Raw genomic sequence first — 17847 nt, 5'->3', positions numbered from 1 at the left:
ATGGGCTGGCAAATATTCACGCATTCCGTGCGTCTGGTTTGGGCGAATTTAGGCGTCGCGCTCCGAATATCCGCGCTTTTGTACATCATCTCGGCAGCGTTTCAGGTTTGGGCGCAGGTTTCCGGGTTTGGAACGATGGAAGACGGCGTGCCCAACACAGAGGGCGCGGGCATTCAGTTTATCGGTACAATCGTTTCGGTCATGACCAGCCTTTGGATCGCGGTGGCCTGGCACCGGTACATCCTGCTGGAAGAAGAACCGGACGGGTTTCTGCCAAACTGGAACGGAGGGCGCATGGCCGCCTATTTCGGGCGTTCGATCCTGATCGGTCTGGCGATGGTTGCCGTAATTATTGTGGCATCTCTTCCGATTGCAATCGGGCTTCAGGGGCCGTTGGCGGCGGCGATCCTGTCGGTCGGATCAATTTTCGCGGTGTTTCTGTTCTATCGTCTGTGCGCGATACTGCCGTCTGCCGCCGTGGGCGAACCGCTAACCATGTCTGCTGCCTGGAAGGCGACCGAAGGAACCACCGGAACCATATTCGTGATCATATTGTGCATGATCGGCGGTTTGATTCTTCTGGTTCTGCCCGGTGCCATTCTGGCGTCGATCAGCTTGATGCTGGGGATCATATATATGGTGGCGGCACAATGGTTCATCACGATGTTCGGTATCAGCCTGTTCACAACGTTCTATGGCTACTTCATCGAAAAACGCGAACTGTCCTAAGAGAATGACCCAATTTCAGGCAGCGGCCCGCGCTGCAACGCAAGCCATGAGAGATGTCTTTCCGGCAACGCCGTTGCAGCGCAACGTGCATCTGTCTGACCGGTTTGAAGCAGATGTCTTTCTGAAACGCGAAGATCTGAGCCCGGTGCGGTCGTACAAGCTGCGCGGCGCATTCAATGCCATGCGCAAGCTTGCGGGGCAGGCGCAATTTGTCTGCGCCAGCGCCGGCAATCATGCGCAGGGGGTTGCCTATATGTGCCGTCATTTCGACGTGCAGGGGGTGATTTTCATGCCGGTCACGACACCCCAGCAAAAAATCCAAAAAACGCGGATGTTCGGCGGTGACAACGTCAAAATCCGGCTGGTGGGTGACTATTTTGACGATACGCTTGCTTCGGCGCAGGCGTTTTGTGCGGAACAGGGCGCGCATTTCTTGTCGCCGTTCGACGATGAAGACGTCATCGAAGGCCAGGCATCGGTCGCCGTCGAAATCGAGGAAGAGCTGGGGAAGGCCCCGGACCATATCATCCTGCCTGTCGGTGGTGGTGGTTTGTCAGCGGGCACATACAGCTACTTTGGTGACAGCATCAGTTACACCTTTGTCGAACCGTCAGGCGCCCCCAGTTTGAAACGTGCGCTGGAAGCAGGGCAGCCGGTGGATGTTTCGCCCATCAACAGCTTTGTGGATGGTGCGGCAGTGGCCAAGATTGGCCAGCGCACTTTTGCGCGGCTCAACTCCATCGCCGCATCCCGCGCGATTACCATTTCGGAAGATCGTATTTGCGCGACGATTATTGAAATGCTGAATGTCGAAGGCATCGTGCTGGAACCCGCCGGCGCGCTGTCTGTCGAAGCGTTGGTGGATGTTGCGGACCAGATCAGGGGCAAGACCGTTGTCTGTGTCACATCAGGTGGGAATTTCGATTTCGAACGCCTGCCAGAGGTGAAAGAGCGCGCCTTGCGTTACTCTGGCGTCAAGAAATACTTTATTCTGCGGCTGCCGCAAAGGCCGGGCGCTCTCAAGGAATTTCTGAACCTGCTTGGTCCGGACGATGATATTGCGCGGTTCGAGTATCTGAAAAAATCCGCGCGAAATTTCGGGTCGGTTCTGATCGGGATCGAAACAAGCGATGCTGCGAACTTTAAAGCATTCTGCGCAAAACTGGATGCCGCCGGATTTACCTATACTGACATCACGAATGACGAAACTCTGGCGCAGTTCGTGATCTAATACGTCATATGCGCGGCCCGATCCGATAGAAAGACATGTTTGGAATTCTGATAGCTGTTCAGGATTGCAGCGACATCGACAGTGTCCGCGCGCCCTTGCGAGGCTTCGGTTTCGCCTGTCTGGCATAAGTCTGACAGATCGCGAAACCCAAGAGTAAGCGCGCTGCCTTTGAGAAAATGAAGATCATCTTCCAGCGTGGCGGTGTCGGGGGCAGACCGCAGCTTTTCGACCGCATCGTCTACCTCGTCCAGAAAAAGGGCAACGATATCCTCAAACTCTTCTGCGCCAACCTCGTCGCGAAGATCCTTGAGGCGGGTCCAGTCAATCATGTGACACCTTTTCCATCTTTGACAAAAGAATGGCAGCCAAGCCTTTAACCGAACATGACTAATACCGGCAAAACCGGGTCGAATTTTAGGGTTTAGCAATTGTTAAACAGCGCGGTTTAGTCCGGCCTTGGATTCCTTGAAACGTGGTCTTTGGTGCAGGAACAATGCTGGCTTCTTATTCGACAGAAATACAGGGCGCAGACCCGGCAGGCAGTGCTGTTCAGCGCGTTCTTGTGGTTGATGACAGCAGGCTGCAACGCAAAATCGTGTCCGGCGCGCTGAAAAAATGGGGGTTTGACGTGGCCGAGGCAGAATCCGGCCATGACGCATTGAACCTGTGCAAAAGCTACGTTCCCGATCTGGTTATCAGCGACTGGATGATGCCGGGTATGGACGGGCTGGAGTTTTGCAGGGCTTTCCGCAGTTTGCCCACGGACCGGTACGGGTATTTCATTCTGCTGACGTCAAAAAGTGAAAAGAACGAAGTGGCGCGCGGGTTGGACGCTGGTGCCGATGATTTCTTGACCAAGCCCGTCAATTCGCACGAGTTAAGGGCCCGTATTGCCGCGGGAGATCGTATTCTGCGGATGGAGCGGGAGCTTAAGGGAAAAAACCGGCTGATTTCCGATACGCTCAGCGAATTGCAAACGCTCTATGACTCTCTTGATCGCGATCTGGTGGAAGCCAAGAAACTGCAACAATCCCTTGTTAGAGACAGATATAAGACGTTTGAAGCCGCTGAATTATCCTTGTTGCTGCGCTCGTGCGGGCATGTGGGCGGTGATCTTGTCGGGTTCTATCCGGCTGGCGAAAGCCATTTGGGACTGTTTGCGATAGACGTTTCAGGCCACGGGATAAGTTCTGCTTTGATGACGGCGCGGCTTGCCGGATATCTTTCGTCTGCATTGCCCGAACAGAACATTGCGCTTGGCGTTGGTGCAGGCGGAAAAATAGTCGCGCGACCCACAGCAGAGGTAATGCAGAACCTTAACAGTCTGGTCCTGAATGAAATGGACACAGAGCATTACTTTACGCTGCTGCTTGCGCATATCGATCTGACCAGTGGGGTCGTGGAAGTCGGGCAGGCGGGGCATCCCCACCCGATCGTTCAGCGGGCCAGCGGCAAAATCGAACAGACCGGACCGGGCGGGTTTCCGGTAGGATTGCTGCCGGAAGCAGAGTTTTCGCAGTATTCCCTGCATCTGAAACAGGGGGATCGCCTTTTGATTCTGTCGGACGGGGTTACGGAATGTCCGAACCCGGCAGGCACCCATTTGGGCGAAGCGGGGTTGGAGAAAATGATACAGAACCTCGCATCTACAAAAGGCCCCGCCCTGCTGGAAGCGCTGGTCTGGACCCTGACGGACTATGCCGGGGGCCGTGCCTTTCCCGATGATGTTTCCGCAATACTTTTTGAATTCGGCACGACAGCTAAGTGAAAAACCGTTTTACAAAATGCCTGTCGCCATCATTGCCCAGAACCTCTGCCGCGTCAGCGGGCGGAAGCCACAGGGGATGATGGTCTTTTTCCGCAGGAGGCCCGACACGTCGCACAGGGCGCGCCGTGTAGATCATGCACAGCTTTTCGGCCCATAAATCGTATTCCGGCATGAACACAAAACGGCGGAATGCACCGACACGTCGCGGTGCTGCGATGGTCCAGCCGGTTTCTTCGAAAACCTCGCGGTGAAGGGCAGCTATGGGGGATTCGCCGGCATCAATTCCACCGCCGGGAAGCTGGATATCAGGGGCGGGTGACATCTGGCAAGTCAGCAAAATTGAGTGTCCGAGAGGCAGAATTGCATAGGCACCTGCGCGGCGCGTATAAGTTTGCCCGGCAACCGGCGTATCCCCGAACCTTCGTATTGTCACTGCAGATGCCCCTTTTTACCTGACTTGCCGCGCCTATATAGACGCGGTATGCCAACCTCTGGCGTTTAAGGAAACCCCATGACACTCGGATCAAAACTCGTGTGGGACGACACTGTTCTGCCATTTCAACTTGATAATTCTGATATCCGCGGCCGCGTGGCCCGTCTGGATGGCGTCTTGGGCGGTATCCTGAAACAGCACGACTATCCCGAAAAGGTAGAGGCGCTGGTCGCGGAAATGGCGCTTTTGACTTCGCTGATCGGACAAACGATCAAATTGCGCTGGAAGTTGCAGTTGCAGGTGCAATCCAACGGACCAGTGCGCATGATTGCCACCGATTACTATGGTCCGACGGAAGAGGGCGCGCCTGCTCGCATCCGTGCATATGCCAGCTATGATGCAGACCGTCTGACCGATTCAGCCCCGTTTGATCAGGTCGGCGAAGGTTATTTCGCGATCATGATCGATCAGGGCAACGATATGACACCCTATCAGGGCATTACGCCTTTGACGGGGCAGTCTTTGACAGAGTGTGCGCAAAGCTATTTCGCGCAGTCCGAACAAATTCCGACACGGTTTTCGCTGAGTTTCGGGAAATCGACCGAAATAGACGTGCCAGAGCACTGGCGCGCCGGCGGGATCATGTTGCAGCACATGCCAAAAGCTTCGCCTTTTGTCGCGCGCGGTGAAGGCACTGGCGAGGTTTTGACAGCTGATGACATCATTGATGGTGAAGAGGGCGAGAACTGGAACCGGGTCAACCTGTTGCTGGATACAGTCGAAGACATTGAACTGATCGGGCCGGCATTGCCGCCGACCGATCTGTTGGTCCGGCTGTTTCACGAAGAAGCGCCGCGCGTGTTTGATACGCAGGCGGTTCGGTTCGGATGTACCTGTTCCGAGGATCGCGTGCGGCAAAGTCTGTCGATCTACTCGGCCAAGGATATCGAAAAGATGACAACAGAAGATGGCCGTGTGACCGCGGATTGCCAGTTTTGCAGTGCGCATTATGATCTGGACCCTGCAACGCTGGGGTTTGAGGCCGATCAGCCAGACGATGGATAATCTTGTTCAGCAGTTAACAGATGCACTGGCCCGAACGGGGGCCAGTTCTTCTGATTTTGACCTGAATAAGGATTTCGAATTGCCAAAGAGGCGTGTTCTAAGGCCGGCCGGCGTATTGGTCGCGTTGGTGCAAGGGGCGGATCGATGGAACGTTGTCCTGACCAAGCGATCATCGGCGCTGAAACATCACCCGGGCCAGATCGCATTTGCGGGCGGCAAACAGGATCAGGCAGACGCGGATGTCGTGGCTGCGGCCCTGCGCGAGGCGCGTGAAGAAATTGGTCTGACGTCTGATTCCGTCAGGATCATTGGTACATTGCCCGACCACGAAACAGTCACCGGTTTTCAGGTTACACCCGTTTTGGGCCTTGTCAGAGATTGTTTTACGCCTGTTGCAGAAGTGGGCGAAGTTGACGAAGTGTTCTTTGTGCCGCTGGAACATGTGATGGAACCGGGCAATTATCTGATACAATCGCGCCTGTGGCAGGGGCGCCGTCGCCACTATTATGTGGTTCCCTACGGGCCCTATTATATCTGGGGTGCTACGGCACGCATATTGCGTGGATTGGCAGAACGGATGGCAAAATGACAGTGCTCAGGGCGGAATGGATCGCGTTTGATCAAACACAGGCCGTTTGCCGCGCGCTGACAGATGCCGGGGCACAGGCGTTGTTTGTTGGCGGATGCGTTCGTGATGCCCTGTTGGGCGTCAACGTCAGCGACATTGACATCGCAACCGACGCAATTCCCGAAGATACAATTGAATTGGCTGTGGCGGCCGGATTAAAGGCGATCCCGACCGGAATAGACCACGGCACAATCACGGTCCTCTCCGGGGGGCGGCCCTACGAAATCACAACCTTTCGCAAGGATATTGAAACGGACGGGCGCAAGGCCACCGTCAGGTTTTCCAAAGACCTGAAAGATGATGCGCGCCGCCGCGATTTCACAATGAACGCCTTATACGCGACGCCGCAAGGCAAGGTGGTCGATCCTTTGGGCGGGATGGATGATCTGAGGGCGCGCCGCGTGCGATTTATCGAAGACCCTGCGCAGCGCATTGAAGAAGATTATTTGCGCATTCTGCGTTTTTTTCGGTTTTCGGCCTGGTACGCTGAACCGGAAAACGGGTTTGATCTGGACGCGCTGGCCGCGATTGCCGGGCATCTTGACGGGCTGGATCGGCTGTCGAAAGAACGAATTGGCAAGGAAATGCTGAAATTGCTTAGCGCGCCGGACCCCGCGCCAGCCATTGCCACCATGAACCAGATGGGCATTCTGGACCGCATTCTGAGCGGCGCACAGGATCGGGCGCTGGCCCCGCTGATCCACATTGAAAACAGCGCAAGGCAGCAACCGGATGCGTTGCGGCGATTGGCGGCGCTAAGTGCGGCAACGCCCGCGGACGACCTGCGGTTAAGCAAATCTGATGCGCGCGCGATAATGCTGTTGCGCGAAAGCGCAGCGTCAACTGCCAGCGCAACAGAGCTTGGTTACCGGCTGGGAGAGCAGCAGGCCATAGATGCGATCTTGCTCAGAAACGCCTTGTTTGAGACTGAATTTGACGAATCCACCCTTCTGTCCGCAAAAGTTGGTTCGCAGCAGGTTTTTCCAGTCAAAGCCGCAGACCTCATGCCGGAATACACCGGGAAAGCACTGGGAAAAAAACTGGAGACCCTTCAATCGGCGTGGATCCGGTCCGGGTTTACATTGACGCGTGATGCGCTGCTGAGCGGTAGTTATTGAGGACCGCCAAGGGGTGACAGCCCCGAAGAACTGCGATACCTTCCGGAAAATTCACACATGGCGACGTGGAGGACTACGGTATGTATTGCGGGATCTGGTACGGCTTTAGCTGAATTCACCGCCCCGTCGGGACGGCCGCGCCTTCTTGCAGTCGTCTTTATGCTACCCTGTTCCCTGTCGGATTGCCGCCATGTTCAAATTTTTCGAAAATCTTGTCGATCCTTATGTAGAATACACTGAAACGGACCACCCTCCGCAAACGCTGTGGCTGTTTCTGAAGGATTACGCGCAGCCATTCCGGCGCGTTTTCGCATTCACGGCCTTCATGTCAATCGTTGTCGCCGCGATCGAAGTCGGCCTGATCTATTACATGGGCCGGGTTGTTGATTTGATGTCGGGCGATCCGGCCAAAGTGTGGGACAATTATGGCACCGAATTGATCCTGGTTGCCGTGTTCATCGTTTTCCTGCGGCCAGTTCTTCAAGCGCTTGATGTGGTGCTGCTGAACAATACGATTCTGCCCAATTTCGGAACGCTGATCCGGTGGCGCGCGCATAAACATGTTTTGCGTCAATCTGTTGGCTGGTTCGAAAACGATTTCGCAGGTCGCATTGCAAACCGGATCATGCAAACCCCGCCTGCCGCCGGCGAAGTGGTTTTTCAGGTGTTTGACGCGATATCGTTTTCGCTGGCCTATCTGATCGGCGCGGCGGTTTTGTTGATGTTTGCGGATGTGCGGTTGCTGCTGCCATTGCTGCTGTGGTTTGCGCTTTATGCTGCTTTGGTCCGCTGGACCGTGTCGCGCGTCGGGCCCGCATCCAAGGCGGCGTCGGATGCACGTTCGGCGATCACCGGGCGGGTGGTGGACAGCTATTCCAACATCCATTCGGTCAAGATGTTCGCTCATCACAGCCGTGAACTTAATTTTGCGCAGGACGCAATCGAAGAAAGCCGCAGAACGTTTCAGGCGGAAATGCGGATCTTCACCAAGATGGATATCGCACTTGTGACGCTGAACGGGCTGTTGATCGTTGGCGTTGTGGGCATGGGCGTTCTGTTGTGGGTTCAGGAACAGGCAAGTGTGGGCGTGGTGGCCGCCGCAATCACGCTGACCTTGCGGCTGAATTCGATGACGGCGTGGATCATGTGGGCGCTGACATCGTTTTTCCGAGAGCTTGGCGTTGTTGCGGAAGGCATGGAAACCATTGCGCAACCCATTGCCCTGAAAGACACGATCGGGGCAAAGCCGCTTGTTCTGACAAACGGAAGGATCGAACTGCAATCGCTAAGTCATCACTATGGTCGCGAAGCAGGCGGACTGGACCGGATAGATCTGACCATCGAACCCGGTGAAAAAATTGGCCTGATCGGGCGATCAGGGGCAGGAAAATCGACACTGGTAAAGCTCTTATTGCGGTTTTACGACCCTGACAGCGGTCGCATTCTGATTGATGGCCAGGACATCACAAAGGTGACGCAAGACAGTTTGCGTTTGAACATCGGAATGGTGCAGCAAGACAGTTCGCTGCTGCACCGGTCAGTGCGCGACAACATCCTTTACGGGCGCCCCGAGGCGACCGAACAGGAAATGCTGTCTGCGGCCCGTCAAGCCGAAGCGCATGATTTCATTCTGGATCTGACCGATCCGGAAGGGCGCAGCGGATATGATGCGCATGTCGGCGAAAGAGGGGTCAAGCTTTCTGGTGGGCAACGGCAACGGATCACACTTGCGCGCGTCATTCTGAAAGATGCGCCCATCCTGCTGCTGGACGAAGCAACCAGCGCGCTGGACAGCGAGGTGGAAGCCGCGATTCAGGACACATTGTATGGAATGATGGAAGGCAAGACGGTGATCGCAATCGCGCACCGGCTGTCCACAATTGCCCATATGGATCGTATTCTGGTGCTGGATCAGGGCCGCGTTGTCGAAGAAGGATCACATGACGCGCTTTTGGAAAAAGGCGGCCTATATTCATCATTCTGGGCACGCCAATCCGGCGGGTTTCTGAATGTCGAGGCAGCCGAGTGAAAATCGAGACGATGATAGATGCGTTTGAAGAGGCGGATGGTGCGCCCCCCGAAACGCTGGGCGCGTTCTTTCGATGGTGCCTTTCGGGAGCATGGCCTGCCTTGTGGCTTGCAGCGTTTTTGTCCGCCGCCGCCGGCGCGCTTGAGGCCGGAACCGCCCTGATTCTGGGTTTGGTTATAGACAGCGCGGTTTCAAGCACACCCGACACTTTCTTTGACGGTTCCAACACATGGATGATCATTGGGGCGATTGCGTTTTTCATTCTTGCCCGTCCCTTATTGTTCGGGCTTAGCGCGTCGGCCAACGCAATTATCGTTCAGCCCAATGTGAATCCGCTTGTTTTGTCCCGGTTGCATCGCTGGACACTGGGCCAGAGTGTCGGGTTTTTTGATGACGATTTTGCGGGGCGCATTGCCCAGAAACAGATGCAGGCGGCGCGTGCGGTAACCGAAGTTGCAGCGGAAATGATCAATGTGGTTGCCTTTGCACTGGCATCGCTGCTGGGATCTGTCGTGCTATTGTTTGCGATCGACTGGCGTGTCGCGGCAGCATTCGTGATCTGGCTGGGCCTTTATTTTGCAATGATCAACTGGTTCTTGCCCCGGGTTCGCACCTTGTCGGCCAGTCGCGCGGGCGCACGTGCGATGGTATCCGGCCAGGTGGTTGATACGATTACGAATATCAAGACCGTAAAACTGTTCGCACATGCCGATCACGAAGACCGTGCGGCGCTGGGCGCGATGCAATATTTTCGCGAAAAGGCGTTGCGGTTCGGGTACCTATCAGCAGGTTTCCGGTTTTGCCTGATGACCTTGGCAGGTGTTCTGCCCGTGCTGATGATTGGCGGGGTTTTGATGTTGTGGCGGTCGGGTCTGGCAACAGAAGGCGACATTGTCGCCGCCGGGGCGGTTTCGATCCGGATTGCCCAGATGACAGGCTGGGTCAGCTTTACGCTTATGGCGATTTATTCCAATGTGGGCGAAATCGAAGATGGTATGCGCACCCTGACACCGCGCAACCGGATTGATGATTCCGATGAAACACCCGACCTGATCGTAACCAAGGGAGAGGTTGCGTTTGATCACGTCGGATTTGCCTATGGCCGTCGGACGGGCGGCATCGATGACATAAACCTGGCCGTACGGCCCGGCGAAAAGCTGGGCATCGTAGGTGCGTCCGGTGCCGGAAAATCGACGCTGGTTTCGGTCTTGATGCGGCTCTATGACGTGGAAAATGGCCGTATCCGCATTGATGGACAGGACATTTCGAAGGTGACGCAAGAAAGTCTGCGCCGACAGATTGGAATGGTCACGCAGGAAACGGCAATGTTCAACAGATCGGCGCGCGAAAACATATCTTATGGTCGTCCGGATGCATCACAAGACGAGCTGATCGCTGCCGCCAAGCAAGCCGAGGCGCACGAATTCATTCTGGAGCTTCAGGATCACAAAGGGCGCACCGGGTACGATGCCCATCTGGGCGAACGTGGCGTGAAACTGTCCGGTGGGCAACGCCAGCGGATCGCCCTGGCGCGCGCCATTTTAAAGGACGCACCAATTCTGGTTCTGGACGAAGCGACCAGCGCGCTGGACAGCGAGGTTGAGGCATCCATCCAATCGGCGCTTAGTCGTGTGATGCAGGGCAAGACGGTTCTGGCCATCGCCCACAGGCTGTCGACCCTTTCGGAAATGGACCGGATCATCGTTCTGGACAACGGCAAGATCGTCGAATCCGGATCGCACAAGGCCTTGTTGGCGCGTGATGGTCTGTACGCGCAGTTCTGGAGCAGGCAATCGGGTGGCTTCATCGAAACGCGGGCGGCGGAATAGGTGCTTTTGCAACAAGCGTTCTACGGGTATCAGACCTAAATGAACCAGTTCACAATCAAGCGTTTGGGCCATCAGGGCGATGGCGTGGCCGATGGCCCGTTTTACGTACCTCTTACGCTGCCAGGCGAGGTGGTGACGGGGGTGGCCGAAGGGGCGCGCGTGACAGATGTGCGCATTCTGACGCCATCCGCTGATCGCGTAACGCCCCCGTGCCGTCATTTCAAAACCTGTGGCGGGTGCCAGTTACAGCATGCTTCTGACGAGTTTGTTGCAAACTGGAAGACTGACCTTGTCAGGGAATTGCTGCTTTCGCACGGAATAGACACTGATTTTCTTCCCATCCACACATCGCCCGCCCAAAGCCGCAGGCGTGCCACACTGGCGGTGCGGCGTACCAAGAAAGGTTCGCTGACAGGGTTTCATGCACGCGGATCAGACGTGATCGTCGAGTTGCCCGACTGCAAACTTTTGCACCCTGACCTTATTGCCATCCTACCGGATTTGGGTGGATTGGCAGGCGCCGGGGGCAGCCGCAAAGGGCATCTTTCGGTTACGCTGACGCAGTCGTCAGCTGGCCTTGATGTGGCCGTTGCCGGCGGCAAGGATCTGGATGGGGCGCTGCGCATTGCGCTTGCCGCCTGGACCGAGGGGCGCGGCGTTGCGCGGCTGAGCTGGGATGACGAGGTGGTCGCAATGCAGGCCCCCCCGGTGCAGCCATTCGGCCACGCACAGGTTGTTCCGCCGCCCGGTGCGTTCTTGCAGGCCACCGCTGACGGAGAGGCAGCATTGCTTGCTGCTGTTCGTGCGGCTGTTGGCGATGCAGGTAAAATAACGGATCTTTTTGCCGGATGCGGAACGTTTTCGCTCCCGCTTGCCGATCAGGCAGAAGTTCATTGCGTGGAAGGCGAAGCGGCAATGATGGCCGCGCTGGATCAGGGTTGGCGCCGCGCGACAGGATTGAAAAAAGTCACACATGAAACCCGCGATCTGTTCCGGCGGCCGCTTTATCCTGATGAATTCAGGCATGTTGAGGCCGTTGTTCTTGATCCGCCGCGCGCCGGAGCGGAAGCGCAGGTGGAGCAGTTGGCAAAAAGCGATGTTCAAAAAATCGCCTATGTATCGTGCAACCCGGGTACGTTCGCGCGCGATGCCGCCTGTTTGACGAAATCAGGGTTTCAGCTTGTCTGGGTGCAAGTTGTCGATCAGTTCCGCTGGTCACCCCATACAGAGCTTGCCGCAGCGTTCACGCGAACCCATATGGTTTGAAATCGTTAAAAGGGAACATGATGGATTTTCGCAGCAGGCTCGCGGACTGGCTGGCTAGCCCGATGGTCACAAACGGCGTGATCGCCGTGATTATTTTCAATGCGATCCTGTTGGGAATGGAAACTTCGGCACCTATCATGGCGCGTTTCGGCCCGTTGATTCTAGCGCTTGATCAGACGTGCCTTGCCATATTCGTGATTGAAATCAGTTTGAAGCTTGTGGCGCATGGAGGCCGGTTTTTCAAAAGCGGCTGGAACCTTTTTGATTTCGTAATTGTCGGCGCGGCTCTTGTGCCGGGGGCGCAATCCATGTCGGTTTTGCGGGCGCTGCGCATTCTGCGGGTCTTGCGGGTCATTTCCGTTGCGCCACGTTTGCGCCGTGTTGTCGAAGGTTTTGTTCTGGCTCTGCCGGGCATGGGCAGCGTTTTCCTGCTTATGGCGATCATCTTCTACATCGGTGCGGTTATTTCGACCAAATTGTTTGCGGCGTCTTTCCCGCAATGGTTCGGGTCTTTGGGGCAATCGGGATACACGCTGTTCCAGATCATGACCCTTGAAAGCTGGTCGATGGGCATCGTGCGCCCCGTGATGGAGGTTTATCCCTTTGCCTGGGTGTTTTTTGTGCCGTTTATAATGGTTACCACGTTTGCCGTTGTGAACCTTCTCGTCGGTCTGATCGTGAACTCAATGCAAGATGCACACGCCCAAGAAGACGGCGTGCGTACTGATGCCTACCGTGACGAGGTTCTGGCCAGACTTGCCGAAATCGAAAGGCGGCTCGATCGGAAATAACGGCTGCGTTACGTCTGTTCGAATGTGCTTTGCGCAAACAGCATCTCGGGGTAGGAACGGGATGAGGCAAACATAAAGAGCAAGAAATGCGCAGTTTACAGTTCCTATTGGTCATTCTGGCTGCACTGGGCCTGACCGGGTGTGCCAGCAAATTCAAGACATATGACGGGCCGGAAGTCACCTCGGTTGTCGTGAACAAGGAAGCGCGGAAAATGTACCTGCTGCACCATGAAGAGGTGTTGAAGGACTACCAGATTTCGCTTGGCTTTGCGCCGACGGGCCACAAATCGATCGAAGGCGACGGCAGAACGCCCGAAGGCACCTATGTGATCGACCGGCGCAACCCAAACAGCAAGTTCCATCTGTCGATCGGAATTTCCTATCCCAATCAGGATGATATCGCCGCGGCCAAAGCCTTGGGCAAATCACCGGGTGGTGACATTTTCATTCATGGGCGTCCAAAGAAATGGCGCAACGGCGTGGATGATTGGACATGGGGCTGCATTGCGGTAACGGATCGCGAAATAGAAGATATTTACGCAATGGTTCGAAACGGAACGCCGATTACAATCCGACCATAAGGCCGGATCAGCTTCCCATCACCATTGTCCACCAGATCTTTCCGTTTGATTCCTGAAACCACGAGAATCCCATGTTCCGCGCCTCGGGGTTCAGGATGACGGCGCGGGTATCGGGTTGTTCCATCCAGGCGGCCAGTGTCTGAACTTCGGTTTCATAGGTTTCCGAAATGTTTTCGCCGGTCAAACGCCCGGGATATCCGACCCTTTGAACGCGATCGATGGGCGAGGATCCGTCAGATCCAAAATGCCACGGACGGTTCTGCACCGACATATCGCGCGAATGGGTGGCCGCCGCGGCGTTCAGCTTGGAATCAAGTGCAACAGGTGGTGCACCTGCCGCCTGCCGCAGGGCGTTTACAGAATCAAGCACCCGAAACTGGATTTTTGACGTATCCAGATTACCGATTCGGTACAGTTTCGGCAAAGGCTGACCATCGGCACCCAGCTGCGGCTCGGATGGGGCGCACGCAGCCAAAGCGACCAGACCGGCAAAGAGCAGTGCAATTATCCGCATGAGACTTCCTATATACTATGTTTACACCCGAATACCGCGAGATGACGCATCTTACAAACCTACTTCGCGTGTCTGATATCAAATAACTTTGGTTTGATTTGCGACTGCGTCTTTCTCGCCATATTATGAAACCAACTGCTCAGAGTCCGAATCCGGAGAATTACAATGACGAAAACGCCGTTTGACATGCCAACGCGCCGCGCCTTTCTGGCTGGAACTGCTGCCCTTGCTGCAACGCCTGCGATCGCACAATCAACCAGTTCCGATGGTACGTACGAAGTTGAACGCGATCTGTCCGAGGTCGTACGCCGCAATATTTCAAGTTTCAGAACGCTGGATTGGCAGCCCTATTTCAGCAACACCAGAAATGGGGCCATTCTGGTCGATATTTCATCACGAGCGCTGCATTACTGGTCAGAAGATCAATCGATCTATAAATTGTACCCGTCCAGCGTTCCGTTAAGCGAAGAGTTGACCCGGCGCGGCAGGACTTCGGTTGTACAGAAGGTCGAAGGACCCAGTTGGCGGCCGACACCGTCGATGCTGCGGCGCAATCCTGAATGGCCCGAATATATCGGCCCAGGGCCGGACAACCCATTGGGAACACACGCGCTTTATCTGGGCTGGACATATTACCGTATTCACGGAACGCACGATACGCGCAAAATCGGCAGACAATCGTCCAATGGATGCATTGGCTTGTACAATGAAAACATTGCCGAGCTGTTCGCGATGGCGAAAGTGGGCACGCAAGTGTTGCTAATTTGACGACATTTTGGGTTTTAAGAGCGCGGGAACAGTAAGTTAAGTTTGCAATCCGCCATGTTTGCTGGTTAGACAAGAGTACGAGGTAAGTCTTGGGTGCGTGCCGGTATTTTTCCGCCACGCGAATTCTGGAGGTTAATATGAAGAAACTTGTACTCGCCGCTGCTCTGACAGCTGCTGCTTCGACTGCATTTGCCGGCACAATCGCCGAGCCTGTTATCGAAGCTCCTGTGGTCGTTGAAGAAACAACCGGTTCGTCCGGTGGCATTTGGTTGCCACTGTTGCTGCTGGTTATCGTTGGTGCCGCTGTTGCAGCCGACTGATACGTACTGACAGTTTTACAAGGGAAAAGGCGATGGGGTTCCATCGCCTTTTTCTTTTGTGCGGCATTGTTTCGGTCGCAGGTGGTGTGCCGGACTAGTCCAGCCAGCCACGTGTGTTTTCAAGGATGATCTGTTCCAGCGCTGCAATATGCGCATCATCATCGTTCAGGCAGGGAATGTAGGTAAAGTCTTTACCGCCCGCCTCTTCAAAGCTTTCCTTGATCTCTTCGTTTATCTCTTCCAGCGTCTCGATGCAGTCGGCCGAAAAGGCCGGGGCGCAAACCGCGATGTTTGTTTTTCCGGCTTCCGCCAAACGGGCCACTTCCTCAACCGAGTAGGGTTGAAGCCATTCTTCCGGTCCGAAACGGGATTGAAAGGTTGTGGTAATCTCGCTGTCATCCCAGCCCAGACGCTCTTTCAGCAGGCGCGTCGTTTTCTGACACTGGCAGTGATAGGGATCACCTTCGGTCAGATAACGCTTTGGGACACCGTGATAGGAACAGACAAGAAGGTCCGGTTTTTTGTCTGCCTCATCGTAGGCCCGTTCAATGGACTGGGCCAGCGCCTCGATATACATCGGATGCTGGAAATAGGGTTCAACTGTGCGCGTGACCGGTTGCCACTTTTCTTCCATCAAAGCGCGGAAAAACGCATCATTTGCGGTGGCCGATGTGGCGCCCGCATAATGCGGATAAAGCGGGAAAAACAATATCTTGCGGCAACCGGCATCGACCATTGCGCGTACTTTTGATTTTGTCGACGGGTTACCGTAGCGCATGCAGAAATCGACCATGACATCATCCCCGAACCGCGCCTTCATCGCCGAAGATATTTTGGCGGTTTGCTGTTTGGTGATGGTCATCAAGGGGCTTTCGCCAGCTTCGTGGTTCCAGATCGATTTATAGGCGGCGCCACTTGAAAAGGGCCGCTTTGTCAGAATCACAAGTTGCAGCAACGGCTGCCAAAGCCACGGGCTGTAATCAATAACACGCTGGTCTGACAGAAATTCACCCAGATACCGCCGCATGGACCAGTAATCGTAATTGTCCGGCGTTCCCAGATTGGCGATCAGGATCCCAACCTTTTCCTGCGGCAGTTTCGGGTGATCTGACGGCGCATGTGCGGGGCAGACTGCTTTAGGGGTTGCGTCCAACATTTGATATTCCTGTTCTGGCGTAATCCGCCTGAGATAATTGGTTTTCCCGGATGGTCAATCAGGTAGTTTTATTTCCGGAACCGCAAGGGCATCTGCCAGACGCTGGCGGGCAGAGCCGGGTCGCAGGGGTTTTTGCTGCGATTCATCGGGCGCCCAACCCGTCAGCGTGACAAATTCGAAGGTTGCAAGGATCCGGCCCTGCGGATTTCCGTAATGTCTGGCGTAGAGCGTGCTGGCGTGATCAAACAGCTTTGAACGTGTCGGTGCGCGGGTGCGACCGGCCAGGGCATTGCCTTCACCCATACCCCGCAGTTCCTGCATAAGGTGGATCATTGAAGGATAATCGCCCTTTATCAGGGTCGAATCTGCGACCGGTAATGCGAAATCTGCTCTTTGCAGCAGGGCGCCAAGGTCACGGATTTCACCCATCGGTGCGATCCGGGGTGACAAACCCCCGGTCAGCGCGACTTCGGCTTCGGACAGACAGACGCGCAATTCATTCAGGGTTTGCCCACCAAACAAAGTTGCGATCATCAACCCGTCGGGTTTCAACGCGCGCCGGCACTGGATCAGTTGCCCGACCGGATCGTTGGACCAATGCAGACACAGCCCGTGAACCACCAGATCATGCGCGCCAACCTGCAACGCCAGTGTTTCCGTGTCTGGAATGAAATGCGCATCTGGCCATGCGTCTTTCCAGATTTCGGGAAACGGCGTGACAATCGCCACCGACGTAAAGCGTTTGTTAACCAGACTTAGCCGATCCTGAACATCCTCGGCCGCAGCGTGATGCAGGTACAAAAGATCAGGGTTCGCACGCGCCCTGTTGCGCCTTAGTGCGTCTGTATCACTCAGGGGGGAATGTTTGGTCATGGGCGGATATTAGGATGGCGGATGGCAAGTTTCAAACGGCACTGAAGCTTTTGTATCCGCCGCGCTGCATAGGGTGCGGCGCCATGGTCGAGAGTGATTTCGGGCTGTGCGGGTCGTGCTGGCGAGATACGTCCTTTATCGGGGGCACCATCTGTGACACGTGCGGCGTGCCGTTTGCGGGAGAGCAGGGCCAGGACGCCCTGCATTGCGATGATTGCCTTGTGATTGCCCGGCCATGGCGCAAAGGGCGTGCGGCATTGGCGTATAATGACACAGGGCGCAAAATGGTTCTGGCGCTGAAGCACGGTGATCGCGCCGATATCGCGCGCCCTGCAGCTTTGTGGCTGATTGCGGCAGGGCGGGACATTTTTGATCACGACACCCTGTTGGTGCCGGTGCCGTTACATTGGCGGCGTTTGCTGAAACGGCGTTACAATCAGTCTGCATTGCTAACGCGTGCACTGGCGCGGGAAACCGGCATGGAAGTCTGCCCCGATTTGTTGGTGCGGACGGTGGCCACCAAATCTTTGGAAGGATTGGGCAGAGAGCAGAGATTCGAGATGTTGCAGAATGCGATCCGTATCCATCCGAAGCGTAAAAACCTGATCAAGAACCGCAAGATCGTGCTGGTTGACGATGTGATGACATCGGGCGCAACCTTTGCCGCCGCGACCGAGGCGTGCCAGCGTGCCGGTGCGGGTGACGTTTGTGTGTTGGCACTGGCACGCGTTGCAAAGGATGCCTAAAT

The 17847-nt window shown here is 55.6% G+C and carries 19 protein-coding genes; 14 read left to right on the top strand and 5 right to left on the bottom strand.

Features of this window, described 5'->3' with window-relative positions:
* Both C1J05_RS20585 and ilvA read left to right on the top strand, forming a co-directional pair.
* On the top strand, window positions 1-729 hold the full coding sequence (locus C1J05_RS20585; RefSeq protein ID WP_162798173.1) for a hypothetical protein: 729 nt from the start codon (window positions 1-3) through the stop codon (window positions 727-729).
* A 4-nt stretch (window positions 730-733) separates the two neighbouring features.
* Window positions 734-1960, top strand: coding sequence for a threonine ammonia-lyase IlvA (gene ilvA / locus C1J05_RS20580; RefSeq protein WP_114871899.1), 1227 nt, complete (start codon window positions 734-736; stop codon window positions 1958-1960).
* Here the strand turns inward: ilvA and C1J05_RS20575 are convergent.
* Complete coding sequence (locus C1J05_RS20575) at window positions 1957-2289, bottom strand: Hpt domain-containing protein (RefSeq protein WP_114871898.1); 333 nt, start codon at window positions 2287-2289, stop codon at window positions 1957-1959. The two genes, ilvA and C1J05_RS20575, sit on opposite strands and share 4 nt — an antisense overlap.
* Before the next feature lie 164 nt (window positions 2290-2453).
* Here C1J05_RS20575 and C1J05_RS20570 point away from each other — a divergent pair, with 164 nt between their 5' ends.
* Entirely contained in the window at window positions 2454-3728 is a 1275-nt protein-coding gene (locus C1J05_RS20570; RefSeq protein ID WP_114871897.1) for a PP2C family protein-serine/threonine phosphatase, read from the top strand.
* Here C1J05_RS20570 and C1J05_RS20565 read toward each other — a convergent pair.
* Window positions 3721-4161 carry an NUDIX hydrolase gene (locus tag C1J05_RS20565; RefSeq protein WP_254684667.1) on the bottom strand — a complete coding sequence of 147 codons (441 nt, stop codon included), beginning with the start codon at window positions 4159-4161 and terminating at the stop codon, window positions 3721-3723. The two genes, C1J05_RS20570 and C1J05_RS20565, sit on opposite strands and share 8 nt — an antisense overlap.
* 78 nt (window positions 4162-4239) lie before the next feature.
* On the opposite strand from C1J05_RS20565, the gene hslO reads away from it, so the two are divergent.
* The 8 genes from hslO (at window position 4240) to C1J05_RS20525 (ending at window position 13468) form a co-directional block, all read left to right on the top strand.
* Entirely contained in the window at window positions 4240-5226 is a 987-nt protein-coding gene (hslO, locus tag C1J05_RS20560) for an Hsp33 family molecular chaperone HslO (RefSeq protein ID WP_114871896.1), read from the top strand.
* Complete coding sequence (locus C1J05_RS20555) at window positions 5219-5815, top strand: CoA pyrophosphatase (RefSeq protein ID WP_114871895.1); 597 nt, start codon at window positions 5219-5221, stop codon at window positions 5813-5815. The genes hslO and C1J05_RS20555 overlap by 8 nt, the downstream gene beginning before the upstream one ends.
* Window positions 5812-6972 (top strand): CCA tRNA nucleotidyltransferase, encoded by a 1161-nt coding sequence (locus C1J05_RS20550; protein WP_114871894.1) that lies wholly within the window; start codon window positions 5812-5814, stop codon window positions 6970-6972. The genes C1J05_RS20555 and C1J05_RS20550 overlap by 4 nt, the downstream gene beginning before the upstream one ends.
* A gap of 190 nt (window positions 6973-7162) precedes the next feature.
* On the top strand, window positions 7163-9001 hold the full coding sequence (locus C1J05_RS20545; protein WP_114871893.1) for an ABC transporter ATP-binding protein: 1839 nt from the start codon (window positions 7163-7165) through the stop codon (window positions 8999-9001).
* A complete protein-coding gene (locus C1J05_RS20540; RefSeq protein ID WP_205389006.1) occupies window positions 8998-10830 on the top strand; it encodes an ABC transporter ATP-binding protein in 1833 nt (610 codons plus the stop codon). Before C1J05_RS20545 ends, C1J05_RS20540 begins: the two co-directional genes overlap by 4 nt.
* A gap of 39 nt (window positions 10831-10869) precedes the next feature.
* Entirely contained in the window at window positions 10870-12096 is a 1227-nt protein-coding gene (locus C1J05_RS20535; protein ID WP_114871892.1) for a class I SAM-dependent RNA methyltransferase, read from the top strand.
* Window positions 12097-12113: 17 nt separating this feature from the next.
* Window positions 12114-12887, top strand: a complete 774-nt coding sequence (locus C1J05_RS20530; RefSeq protein WP_433990106.1) for an ion transporter — start codon at window positions 12114-12116, stop codon at window positions 12885-12887.
* 86 nt (window positions 12888-12973) lie between these two features.
* Window positions 12974-13468, top strand: a complete 495-nt coding sequence (locus C1J05_RS20525; RefSeq protein ID WP_114871891.1) for a L,D-transpeptidase family protein — start codon at window positions 12974-12976, stop codon at window positions 13466-13468.
* A 7-nt stretch (window positions 13469-13475) separates the two neighbouring features.
* Here the strand turns inward: C1J05_RS20525 and C1J05_RS20520 are convergent, their stop codons facing one another.
* Window positions 13476-13982 (bottom strand): CAP domain-containing protein, encoded by a 507-nt coding sequence (locus C1J05_RS20520; protein WP_114871890.1) that lies wholly within the window; start codon window positions 13980-13982, stop codon window positions 13476-13478.
* Window positions 13983-14147: 165 nt separating this feature from the next.
* Here C1J05_RS20520 and C1J05_RS20515 point away from each other — a divergent pair, with 165 nt between their 5' ends.
* Entirely contained in the window at window positions 14148-14750 is a 603-nt protein-coding gene (locus C1J05_RS20515; protein ID WP_114871889.1) for a L,D-transpeptidase, read from the top strand.
* A 137-nt stretch (window positions 14751-14887) separates the two neighbouring features.
* Complete coding sequence (locus tag C1J05_RS20510; protein ID WP_114871888.1) at window positions 14888-15070, top strand: hypothetical protein; 183 nt, start codon at window positions 14888-14890, stop codon at window positions 15068-15070.
* Window positions 15071-15164: 94 nt separating this feature from the next.
* Here the strand turns inward: C1J05_RS20510 and hemH are convergent, their stop codons facing one another.
* The gene (hemH, locus tag C1J05_RS20505; RefSeq protein WP_114871887.1) at window positions 15165-16226 is read right to left on the bottom strand and encodes a ferrochelatase; all 1062 of its coding nucleotides are present in this window, start codon (window positions 16224-16226) and stop codon (window positions 15165-15167) included.
* Between the two features lie 54 nt (window positions 16227-16280).
* A complete protein-coding gene (locus tag C1J05_RS20500; RefSeq protein ID WP_114871886.1) occupies window positions 16281-17099 on the bottom strand; it encodes a methyltransferase domain-containing protein in 819 nt (272 codons plus the stop codon).
* 83 nt (window positions 17100-17182) lie between these two features.
* On the opposite strand from C1J05_RS20500, the gene C1J05_RS20495 reads away from it, so the two are divergent.
* Complete coding sequence (locus C1J05_RS20495) at window positions 17183-17845, top strand: ComF family protein (protein ID WP_254684666.1); 663 nt, start codon at window positions 17183-17185, stop codon at window positions 17843-17845.
* Window positions 17846-17847: the final 2 nt, after the last annotated feature.

This window comes from Sulfitobacter sp. JL08 (genome assembly GCF_003352045.1).
Taxonomy (GTDB): Bacteria; Pseudomonadota; Alphaproteobacteria; order Rhodobacterales; family Rhodobacteraceae; genus JL08.
The sequence above is the reverse complement of the archived record's forward strand: the minus strand, read 5'-3'. Positions and strand labels throughout refer to the sequence as shown.